The 10,436-nt window shown below is 65.8% G+C and carries 9 protein-coding genes and 1 pseudogene; 3 read left to right on the top strand and 7 right to left on the bottom strand.

What is annotated here, in order from left to right; genetic code table 11:
- From WKW79_RS35045 to WKW79_RS35035, 3 genes and pseudogenes are all read left to right on the top strand, one after another.
- Positions 1–232, top strand: a 232-nt coding sequence (locus tag WKW79_RS35045; protein ID WP_340339849.1) for a hypothetical protein, incomplete at its 5' end; no start/stop codon positions are given.
- 610 nt (positions 233–842) lie between these two features.
- On the top strand, positions 843–1,292 hold the full coding sequence (locus tag WKW79_RS35040) for a phosphate-starvation-inducible PsiE family protein (protein ID WP_340339848.1): 450 nt from the start codon (positions 843–845) through the stop codon (positions 1,290–1,292).
- Positions 1,293–1,298: 6 nt separating this feature from the next.
- Positions 1,299–1,367 (top strand): annotated as a pseudogene (locus WKW79_RS35035) (integrase); the annotation flags it as partial.
- Positions 1,368–1,707: 340 nt separating this feature from the next.
- Here WKW79_RS35035 and WKW79_RS35030 read toward each other — a convergent pair.
- From WKW79_RS35030 to WKW79_RS35000, 7 genes are read right to left on the bottom strand one after another with little or no spacing between them, the layout of a single operon-like run.
- Positions 1,708–3,315, bottom strand: a complete 1,608-nt coding sequence (locus tag WKW79_RS35030) for an AMP-binding protein (RefSeq protein WP_340339847.1) — start codon at positions 3,313–3,315, stop codon at positions 1,708–1,710.
- Between the two features lie 3 nt (positions 3,316–3,318).
- Positions 3,319–4,518 carry an acyl-CoA dehydrogenase family protein gene (locus tag WKW79_RS35025; protein WP_340339846.1) on the bottom strand — a complete coding sequence of 400 codons (1,200 nt, stop codon included), beginning with the start codon at positions 4,516–4,518 and terminating at the stop codon, positions 3,319–3,321.
- Between the two features lie 22 nt (positions 4,519–4,540).
- Entirely contained in the window at positions 4,541–5,671 is a 1,131-nt protein-coding gene (locus WKW79_RS35020; RefSeq protein ID WP_340339845.1) for an acyl-CoA dehydrogenase family protein, read from the bottom strand.
- Positions 5,672–5,718: 47 nt separating this feature from the next.
- On the bottom strand, positions 5,719–6,423 hold the full coding sequence (locus WKW79_RS35015; RefSeq protein WP_340339844.1) for an ABC transporter ATP-binding protein: 705 nt from the start codon (positions 6,421–6,423) through the stop codon (positions 5,719–5,721).
- On the bottom strand, positions 6,416–7,189 hold the full coding sequence (locus WKW79_RS35010) for an ABC transporter ATP-binding protein (RefSeq protein ID WP_340339843.1): 774 nt from the start codon (positions 7,187–7,189) through the stop codon (positions 6,416–6,418). The genes WKW79_RS35015 and WKW79_RS35010 overlap by 8 nt, the downstream gene beginning before the upstream one ends.
- The gene (locus WKW79_RS35005; protein WP_340339842.1) at positions 7,186–9,153 is read right to left on the bottom strand and encodes an ABC transporter permease; all 1,968 of its coding nucleotides are present in this window, start codon (positions 9,151–9,153) and stop codon (positions 7,186–7,188) included. The genes WKW79_RS35010 and WKW79_RS35005 overlap by 4 nt, the downstream gene beginning before the upstream one ends.
- A gap of 2 nt (positions 9,154–9,155) precedes the next feature.
- Positions 9,156–10,421, bottom strand: a complete 1,266-nt coding sequence (locus WKW79_RS35000; RefSeq protein WP_340339841.1) for an ABC transporter substrate-binding protein — start codon at positions 10,419–10,421, stop codon at positions 9,156–9,158.
- Between the last annotated feature and the right edge of the window lie 15 nt (positions 10,422–10,436).

Here is a 10,436-nt window from a genome sequence, read left to right as displayed (position 1 = left end):
AAACACCATGCGCACCGCGCGCTCCATGACCTCGGGGGAAAACTTCGGTGACTTTCTCATCTTGGCTCCATTCTCAATCGAAGGAGCCTCCTCAAAAGCCGGGGCGGTTCAGTCGGCTTCGGTCCCATCGCATCTCACCTCGTCGAAATTCGCAAGGAAACTGCCTTTTACAACGCAGCACCTTGCAAATAGTGCACCGGTCAAATCCGAAAACTTCTCGCAGAATCAATGAGTTGCAGATTGTTCAGCGCGGACTAGGTAGCTCGAAAACTAAGGGCAGATCAGAACCGAGGGTCGCCACGAATCGATCGCCTGTGTCAGCTTTGCCACCAGCAATCTGACTACTCCACTGGCGGCTCGGGTCGGGCCTGCCAGTTCGCGCGGCAGGGAAGCCGTCGTAGTTCGTAGTGATTGTGCGATCCGCCACGCCGCGGCCCAAGGGTAGCTGTACCTCGCATTGCCGCCGTTCGGGCCATGCCGGTCGCTGTGCCGAACGACGGCTTGATGTTGTTGCGCGTGAGTAGAACCGGAGCGATCCACCGGCGGCTCAGCCTGCGGACCGGTCGTTGACACCGGGATCAATACTTCTGCGATTGACCCTGTGAATACCTGTTGTACGAAGTATCAAGTGGACATTATTGCTCCCAGATCTGAGACTTGCGTTGGCTCAATGGCCGGCGAAAGGCCGGCGCAGCCACCCCGGCAACGACCCGCGCGGTTTCAGGCTACTTGCCGGCGCTCGGCATGGCCGTAGAGCGCTCCCCAAGGGACCGCGATCTTCATATGGTCGGTCCTATCGACGCCGACCAGACACACCTACCTCAACCAGAAATTCACCGGCAATGCAGGAAGAACAACCCACCTCCAAAATCACCAAATGGTTCGAAAAGAGCATCCTGGTGGCCGCCCAGATCTTGCTGATGGCAGTAATCCTCGTCATGGTCATCCAACTGTGGTTCATGTTTTCGTCCGCAATCGCCAATCAATTGAACAGCATCGACTCTGTCCCGGAACTCATGAAGTCGGTGCAGTCGGCCTTCTCGGGCGTACTGCTCATCATCCTTGGGCTCGAGCTCATGGAAACACTGCGCGTCTACTTCAAATCGCACCGCATCAGGCTGGAAACCATCTTGGCCGTGGCCATCATCGCCGTTGGCCGCCACGTGATCAATCTGGACGTCGAGCACATGGCAGGGAGTTCACTCATCGGTGTCGCCGCGATTGTGATGACGCTGACGGGTGGCTACTTTTTAATTCGATATAAGGCGCCGGTGACTGCCAACTGTACATAGGCTTAGTCGACCGTGAGATACCTAGGGATCGAAGTGGACGACGCACTGGAGATTTCCGAGCAAACGGAGATCTGATCAGAGGCGCAGGTCGACGGACCTTTCGCTCGCCGATTCAGCGGGAGGCGATCAGCCGTTGCGTCGCTTGACGACGCAACGCGTCAGCCCTCCGACGCATTGGTCGTGCATCCCCGTAAGACTGCACGCGGGTGAAACGTCGGAAGCACAACTACGGCCACGAGCGGGTATTAGAGCGGCCGGCGCGAACTAGCGCTGCAGACTGACTGGTTGCTGCTGTTCGGACTTTCAGGCCGAACGGCAGCGGCTGAAAGCTGACGTCGGCACCTTGCCCGCTATACGACTGCTGCACCCTGAAGACGCTTCTTGAAGGCGAGACGTCGGCGTCAAAGGCAACGGTTCAACAAATCGATTCCCGCAGCAGCCGGCGCAATACTTTCCCCGTCCCGCTGGCCGGGAGCGACTCACGGAACTCCACGTGACGCGGCACCTTGTAGTGCGACATGTTTTCGCGCGCCCAGCGCAACAACTCGTCCTGGTCGAGCCCCCCCGCGGCCGGAACGACGAAAGCCTTGATGACTTCCCCCTTGTCCGCATCCGGCACACCGATCACCGCCACTTGCCCCACGTCAGGGTGCAGGATCAGGATGGATTCGACTTCCTCCGGGAAGACGCTGAAACCCGAGACCTTGATCATCTCCTTCACGCGCCCGATGAAGGTGAGATAGCCTTGGTCATCCATCTTGCCGATGTCGCCGGTGTGCACCCAGCCGTCGCGCAGCACATCCGCCGTGGCATCGGGCCGGTTCCAATAGCCGCGAAAGACGCCGCGGCTGCGCACGGCGATCTCGCCGGCCTCGCCGACCGGCAGCTCTTGGCCCTCGGGACCAAGGATCTTCAGTTCGACGCCGTGTCCCGGAATGCCGTTCGTCCCCCACCGTACCGCGTCGCGCGGCATAAGCACGTCGTTGGTGTGCGTCTCCGAAAGCCCATAGCCCGCCTCGTACACCAGGCAGTCGTTGGCGAAGGTGCTCCAGCGCCGCGCCAGCTCCTCGGTCAGCTTGATGCCGAAGCTCGTGCCCATGGTTGTGTGCAGAGAGGACAGGTCGAAGCGCTTAGCGCCCGGCTCGTTCATGGCGGACACCAGCATCGGCGCCATCGCATACCACCAGCTCACACGATGCCGCTCGATGGCCTGAAGCACCGCCAGCGGGTCCATCCGGTTGAGCAGCACAACGGTCGCGCCCGTGTAGGCCAGCATCGTGACACCGCAGATCATGCCGGCGATGTGATAGAGCGGCGCCACCGCCAGCATCACGTCCTCGTTGCGGATGCGGAACATCTCCTGTCCCACGGCCGTTTTGTAGAGCGCATTGCGGTAGCTGAGCATCGCTCCCTTGGGCATGCCCGTGGTGCCGGAGGTGTAGGTCATCAGCGAGACGTCGTCCATCGACAACTCGACCGCGGGCGCGACCGGGTTTGCGCGCGTCACGACCGCGTGGAAGTCGATCGTGCCTTCCGGCAGCGGCCGCCGCGCGGCGACGTCGTCGGGCACACGCAGGCTGGGCGTGTCCGGCAGAAAGTCCGCATAGCGCACGCTGAAGACGTGCGGCACCTTCACCCGGTCGGCCACCGACTGCACGATCGGCACGAGATGGTCGGCCACCACGATCGCCTTGGCACCGAGGTCGCCCACCTGGTAGGCGAACTCATGCGCCTTGAACATCGGGCTGCACGGACTGACGATGGCGCCGAGCTTCTGGATGCCGAAGTGCGCGACCAGGTATTGCGGGCAGTTCTGCATGAAGAGCGCCACGCGGTCACCCTTCGACACGCCGCGCTCGTGCAGCGCCTGCGCGAAGGCGTCGCTGCAGCGGTCCAGCTCGGCATAGCTGATCTCGCGGCCGTACCACACCAGTGCCGTCTTGCCGGGCTGGCGGCGGGCGTGCCCGCGCAGGTACTCGTGGAGTGGCTTCTCGCCCTGGAGGTACTCGATGTCGTCGTTCATGTTCTAGAGACCCAGCGCGTGCTTGGCCATGATGTTTTTCTGAACCTCGGTGCTGCCGCCGTAGATGGTCATCGCACGGCAGAAGAGATAGGACGCGACCGGCCCGAGCGCATGCGCCGGTCCGATCAAGGCGTCGTCGTTGTGGCCGAAGAGCGGGCCGGGCTGGTAGCGCAAGGCATCCGGACCGCTCGCCTGCACCAGCAGTTCGGTGATGCGCTGGGCGATCTCCGTGCCGCGGATCTTGATGAAGGATGACTTTCCCGGCCCGGCCGGCGCGCCGGCATGCATGTCCGAGAGCGTGCGCAGCAGGCCGATCTCCAGCGCCTTGAACTGCACTTCCACCGCGCTCACCTCGGCCATGAACGACAGGTCGTCAGCCAGGCGCCGACCGTCGCTGCGCACTTCCGACGCCACCCGGCGCAGCTTCTGCAGCTCCTGCGTGATGAAGCGCAGGTTGGCGTTCTCCACGCGCTCGTGCTCCAGCAGGAACTTGGCATAGGTCCAGCCGCGGCCCTCCTCGCCGATCAGGTTGCGCTTGGGGACCCTGGCGTCGTTGAAGAACACGGCATTGAGGTAGTGGCGCCCGTCCATCATGCGGATGGGTTGCACCTCGACACCCGGCGTCTTCATGTCGATCAGCAGGAAGGAGATGCCCTGCTGCCGCTTGGCCTCGCGGCCCGTGCGCACCAGGCAGAACATCCAGTCGGCATGGTGCGCGAAGGAGGTCCAGATCTTCTGGCCGTTGACGATGTAATGGTCGCCGCCGTCCTCCGCTGCCGTCTGCAGCGCGGCCAGGTCCGAACCCGCGCCGGGCTCCGAATAGCCCTGGCACCACCACACCGACGAGTCGCGGATCGCGGGCAGGTGTTCGGCCTTCTGCTCCGGCGTGCCGAAGGTGTAGATCACCGGTCCCACCATCGCCGGGCCGAAGACCTGCAGCTCGGGGCAATGCATCTCCCCGGCGATGCGGTTGAAGATGATGGTCTGCATGGCGCTCCATGCCTGCCCGCCATGCTCGCGCGGCCAGGCGCCGGTGAACCACCCCTTGCGCCCGAGGATCTTCTGCCAGCGCATGTAGTCGTCGCGTTCGAGGTGCCGGTCGAGCCGCACCTTCTCGCGAATGTCCTGCGGCAGCTCGCGCGCGATGAAGTCGCGCACCTCCGCCTCGAAAGCTCGCTCTTCAGCCGAAAGATTCAGGTCCACGCTGTGCTCCCGCTCTTCGGTCTCAGGCCTGCGCGTGGCGCTGCAGGTGCCAACTCATGTCGCCGAAGGCGACGCCGATCATCGACAGGCGCTTGAAGTAGTGGCCGACCGCGAGTTCTTCCGTCACGCCCATCGCGCCGTGCAACTGCACCGCCTCCTGGCCGACGCGACGCGCGGTGCGGTCGATTTCGATCTTGGTGGCCGACAACGCCTTGCGGCGCACGGCCGCGTCGGCCTCGCCGAGCATCAGCGCGCCGTACAACGCCATGGAGCGTGCCTCGTCGAGCGCGATGTACATGTCGACCATGCGGTGCTGCAGCGCCTGGTTGGTTCCGATCGGCCGGCCGAACTGCTGGCGCGTCTTGAGGTAGTCGAGCGTCATGTCGACCAGCGTGCTCATCGCGCCGACGGCTTCCGAGGCGATGGCGGCAATGGCCTGATCGATCACGAGTTCCAGCGCCGGGTAGGCCGCGCCCTCTTCGCCCAGGCGCCGGGAGGCATCGACGTGCAAGCCTTCGAGCACGAGATCGGCCGCCCGGCTGCCGTCGTGCGTGGCGTAGGGGCGTACTTCGAGGGCCGGCGCCCTGGCATCGACGACCAGCGCGGTCAACCCGGCGCGGTCGGACGGCTCGCCCGAGGTGCGCGCGATGACGACGTGGAAATCCGCGACGCCGCCGCCGTGCACGAAGGACTTGCGCCCGTCGATGCGATAGCCCTCGCCTTCGCGGCGCGCAGTGGTCTCGCAGTGCGCGAGTTCGTAGCGCGAGGCCGGTTCCGCGTAGGCCAACGCCAGCTTGTGCGCGCCGGCCATCATCGGCTGCAACCACTCCGCCTTCTGTCCGGCGCTCCCGACCGCGGACAGCACACCGCCCGCGAGCACGACATTCGCCAGGTAGGGCTCCAGCAACAGGCCGCGACCGATGCCCTCCATCACGATGCCGGTATCGGTCGCGTCGCCGCCGATGCCGCCGTCCTCCTCGCTGAAGGGCACGGCGAGCCAGCCGAACTCGGCGTAGCTGCGCCAGCAGCGCTCATCGTGGCCGCTCTCGCTCGCGACCAGCTTGCGGCGGTGCGCGAAGTCGTATTCCTCTCGCACGAAGCGCTCGACGCTCTCGCGCAACTGGTTCTGTTCGGGGGTGTACTGGAGATCCATGGAAGCCTGGAAGTTGACGTTGAAACGATGAGGATTCGGACGGAGGCTCAGAGCGCGAGGTAGCGCTGCTGTACCTGCGGATTGCGGTCGAAGTGCTCCCAGTCGCCCTCGAACACCACGCGGCCGGTGTCGATCACGTAGACGTACTGGGTGCAGCGGCGGGCGAACCAGATGTTCTGTTCGCACAGCAGCAGCGCGACGTTGCCTTCGGTACAGGTGCGCACGACGTCCCGCGCCATCTCCTCGACGATGATGGGCGCGAGCCCTTCGGTCGGCTCGTCGAGCAACAGCAGGCTGGGGTTGGCGGCCATGGCGCGCGCCACCGCCAGCAACTGCTGCTGGCCGCCGCTGAGCTGGCCGCCGTAGCGCTGCTGTAGCGGCGCCAGCATCGGAAAGCGGGCAATGATGTCGGCCACCGGCACGGCCGGCCGCGTGGGCGACGCGCCGTAGCGCGCCATGGCAATGTTCTCCGCCACCGTCAGGTGCGTGAAGATCCGACGGTCTTCCGGCACCAGCGACAAGCCCATGCGGGTGCGCTGGTGCGTCGGCACGCCATGCAGGTCCTTGCCGTCGAAACGCAGGATGCCGCGCACGCGAGGGCCGGCGTTCATCACGCTCTTCAGCAGCGTCGACTTGCCCGCGCCGTTGCGCCCGAGCAGCGCGACGCGCTGGCCGGCCTTCACCGAGATCTGCGCGCCGAGCAGAATGTGGCTGTCGCCGTAGAAGGCGTCGAGTTCGCGGACTTCAAGCACCGACCATCTCCTTGCCGAGGTAGACCTCGCGGACCTTCGGATCGCCACGCACTTCGTCGACCGTGCCGGTGGACACGACCTCGCCGTAGTTCATGACCATGATGCGGTTGGCCAGCCCGAACACCACGTCCATGTCGTGCTCGGTCATCACGACGGTGATGCCGCGCTCCTTCTGCGTGCGCGAGACCAGTTGCGCGATGTCGGCGCGATCGCTCGGCGACATGCCGGCGGTCGGCTCGTCGAGCATCAGGATGGTCGGCCTGCCGGCCAGCGCAATCACGAATTCGAGCCGTTTCTTGTCGCCGTGCGACAGGAAGCGCGCCGCCTCATCCGCCAGCGAATGCAGCTTGACGTCTTCGAGCAGCGCCATGGCCTCGTCCCGCACCTCGCCCGACGGCGCGCAACGCCAGCGCGAGCCCAGCGGTTCGCGGCGGTACTGCCGGCGCGCCTCGACCGCCGCGATCACGTTGTCGAGCACGGTGAAGTCATGAAAGACGCGCGCAACCTGGAAGGTGCGGCCAAAGCCTTCCCGCACGCGGTCGTGCGCCGGCATGCGCGTGACGTCCTTGCCGCCGAAGTGGATGGTGCCGCCGTTGGACGGCACCTCACCGGTCATGACCTTGAACATCGTGGTCTTGCCGGCGCCGTTCGGCCCGATGATGGCGAAGACCTCGCCGGCCGCGACCGACAGGCTCACGCCGTGCAGCACCTCGATCGGTCCGTAGTTCTTGCGCACGCCCTCGACGCGCAGCAGCTCAGCATTCATCGCGCACCTCCCGCTTCGAGCTCCGCGACGGGGGACACGCGCGCATCCTTGGCCGGCTCCGCCGCCGGTGCACGCGGTTTGCGGCCCCATAGCCGCTCCTCGACATTGCGCCAGAGCCCGACCGCGCCATTGGGCGCCAGCAGGATGATGGCGAGCAGGCCGGTGCCGACGATGAGTTCCGACAGCCCGACCAGCGTGCGCGTCGCGTAGGTGATGGTCGCGAAGAGCCCTGCGCCGACGACCGGACCCCAGAAGGAGCTGACGCCACCCAGCAGCGTGTTCAGCATCGGCTGTGCGGAAGCCAGCCAGTGCACCTCCTCGACCGTGACGATGCGCGACCATGGGGCATAGAGCGCGCCCGCCACTGCGGCGACCGCGCCCGAGATGACGAAGGCGGCGAGCCGGTAGCGTGCGACGTTGGTGCCCATGAAGGCGGCGCGCTCCGCGTCCTGCCGCACAGTCTGCAGGGTGCGTCCGAAGCGGCTGTGCAGCAGCCACCACAGGAAGGCGGTGATCAGCACCGTCGCGACCAGCAGGAACCAGTAGTACGCGTTGGAGCTGGCGAGATCGATGCGGAACACGCCGAAGTCCAGCGCGGGGCGCGGGATGTCGGTGATGCCGTCCTCGCGGCCGAGGAAAGTCGAGAAGCCGATGATGAGCCTGAGGGCCTCGGCCAGCGCCACGGTCAGGACCGCGAGGAACACGCCGCTCATGCGCCGCAGCGCCAGCACGCCGATGACCCACGCCGCGATCGCGCCCAGCAATGCGGCGCCCGCGAGCACGCCGAGAAAGGGCACGCCCGCGATATGCCGCAATGCCAGCGCCGCGAGGTACGCGCCGATGGCGAAGAAGCCCGCGTGCCCGAAGGACACCAGCCCCGTGTAGCCGAACAGGATGTTCCACGACAGCGCGAAGATCACCTGGACCAGCACCGTGCCCACCACATACAGCGGGCCGGCATTGACCCACAGCGGCAAGGTGGCCAGCACGCCGACGGTCGCAACGCCCACCACCTGCCACGCGCCGCGCGAGATCCTCGGGCGATGCAGCGCACCAGAGCCATGCGACTCGGCCCCCGCCTCGGCCTGCGCACCGACGGCCGGGAACAGTCCGCTGGGCTTCCACAGCAGGAAAGCAGCCAGCACCACATAGATCGCAAGGCCGGGCACCGACGGCAGCAGCACCGTGTTGAGGCTCTGCACCAGCCCCAGCACCAGCGAACCGATGAAAGCACCCCGGATGTTGCCGAGCCCGCCGATGATCACGGCAAAGAAGGCATACATCAGGTACGAATCGCCCAGTCCCGTCGACAGGCTCTGGTTCGGCAGCAGCAGGCCGCCCGCGAGTCCGGCAAGGAAGAAGCTCGCCATCACGCTCAGCGCGATGCCGAAGGACACGTTGAGCCCGAGCACGCCCGCCATCCACGGGTCGGCCGCGAGCGCCTGCATCAGCTTGCCGAACCACATGCGATGGATCGCCAGTTCGAGCACGATGTACACCACCAGCCCCGCCGCGATCACGAAGATCTGGTAGGCCGAGAAGAACATGCCGAAGGGATTGAGCGGCTGGTCCAGGCCCGGTGGCGGATTGACCGAGAAGAAATCCACGCCCCAGATGAGCTTGGTGACGCCCGTGCAGACCATCATCAGCGCGAAGGTGGCGATGAGCACGTAGTGCGGATCGACGTTGCGCAGACGGCGCAGCACCAGCCGGTCGGTCACCAGCCCCAGCAGCGCCACGACGATGCCACCCACCAGCGCCGCGAGCAGGAACATCCACAGCGACTGCACATCGCGCCCCATCACCGAATAGGCGGTGTAGGCGCCGATCATGAAGAAGCCGCCCTGCGCCATGTTGAGCAGGCGCATCAGGCCGAAGATGAGCGTCAGGCCCGCTGCGACCACGAATATCGCCATGCCGAACGCCGCGGCATTGAACACCGCGAACATGAGCTCGTTGACCACGCTCAGCCCTCGAACTTCCTGCCCGGCGCGGCGGGTTCGACGATCTCGGTCTCGTCCAGCCGGACCACCTGCTCCAGGCCATAGCCCGGCGCGGCATCGCGCGCGCCGATCTTGGCGAAATAGAAGGAGCCGATGCCCTGGTGGTCTTCCTTGCGGATGCGGTAGGGGCCTGCGGCCGTGTCGAACTGCAGGCCCTCGAGCGCCTGGATCACGGCGTCTGTCTCGGTCGAGTTGGCCTTCTTCACGGCGTTGAAGATGGCGAGCGCAGAGCGGTGCGACGCCTGCACGATGCCCGGCACATAAGGCGTTCCAGCGACCTTCACGATGTACTCGCTCAGGTCCTTGCTCACGGGGAACTGGCTCTTGAAAGGCTCCAGCTCCGGCGCCCAGAAGGTCACGCCCCACAGGTTCTGCGGCGTCGACTTCTGCATGGCCTTGGCGATCATCAGTTCCGTGCCGGCTTCGCCGATGACCTTGAATTTCTTGTCCATTCCCACCGCGCGCCCCTGCTGCAGCAGGCTCACGCAAGGCGCCGCCGTGAGGCCGATGAAGAGGCCCTCGGCGCCCGAGTTCATCAGGTTGTTGATCTCGATCTTGTAGTCGGCCTTGTTGAGGCTCGCGAACACGGGCTCCATCACCTTGACCTTGCGGCCGCTCTTGGCGGCGGCCTGCTCGACACCGGCCTTGAAATAGCGCGCCACGTCGCGGCCGTTCTCGCTGTCCGGCGCGATCACGGCCCAGGTCTGCACATCGGTGAACTTGCTCGTCATCAGGTTGCCGATGCCGCCGTAGAGCATCAGCGCGTTCGACGACAGGCGGAAGAAGTTTCGGCTGAAGTTCTCGTGCGTCACGGACATCACGCTCGGCGCGGGCGCCACCACCACGCTCTTGAGCTCGCCGAGGATGGGCGCGATCGCCAGCGCCATGGGCGACTGGCCGGCGCCGATGGAGACGTTGACGCCCTCGCCCGCCAGCTCGCGCACCGCGCTCACGGCGCCGGCGCTCGTGAACTTGTCGTCGCGCACCACGATCTCGATCTGGCGACCGAGCAGGCCGCCGTTGGCATTCCACTGCAACTGGGCCGCCTTGATGCCGTTGAGCCAGGCGGCGCCGGCTTCGGCCCCGATGCCGCTCATCGGCAGCATGGCGCCGATCTTGACCGGCGTGCCCTGCGAATGCGCGAGGGAGGAGAACCGCGTGCCGGCGGCGCCCAGCACGGCGGCCGCGCTCGCGGCCTGGATGAGGGTTCGGCGCTTCAGTGATGTCATGGCTGTGTCTCCGCG

The organism is Variovorax robiniae (assembly GCF_037889955.1).
Taxonomy (GTDB): Bacteria; Pseudomonadota; Gammaproteobacteria; order Burkholderiales; family Burkholderiaceae_C; genus Variovorax; species Variovorax robiniae.
Note: the sequence above shows the minus strand (reverse complement) of the source record. Positions and strands in the feature narration are given on the sequence as shown.

Bases quoted from the DNA above. Each gene is read 5' to 3' on its own strand.
- WKW79_RS35040 (WP_340339848.1), top strand. From the start codon at position 843: ATGCAGGAAGAACAACCCACCTCCAAAATCACCAAATGGTTCGAAAAG.
- WKW79_RS35030 (WP_340339847.1), bottom strand. From the start codon at position 3,315: ATGAACGACGACATCGAGTACCTCCAGGGCGAGAAGCCACTCCACGAG.
- WKW79_RS35020 (WP_340339845.1), bottom strand. From the start codon at position 5,671: ATGGATCTCCAGTACACCCCCGAACAGAACCAGTTGCGCGAGAGCGTC.
- WKW79_RS35010 (WP_340339843.1), bottom strand. From the start codon at position 7,189: ATGAATGCTGAGCTGCTGCGCGTCGAGGGCGTGCGCAAGAACTACGGA.
- WKW79_RS35000 (WP_340339841.1), bottom strand. From the start codon at position 10,421: ATGACATCACTGAAGCGCCGAACCCTCATCCAGGCCGCGAGCGCGGCC.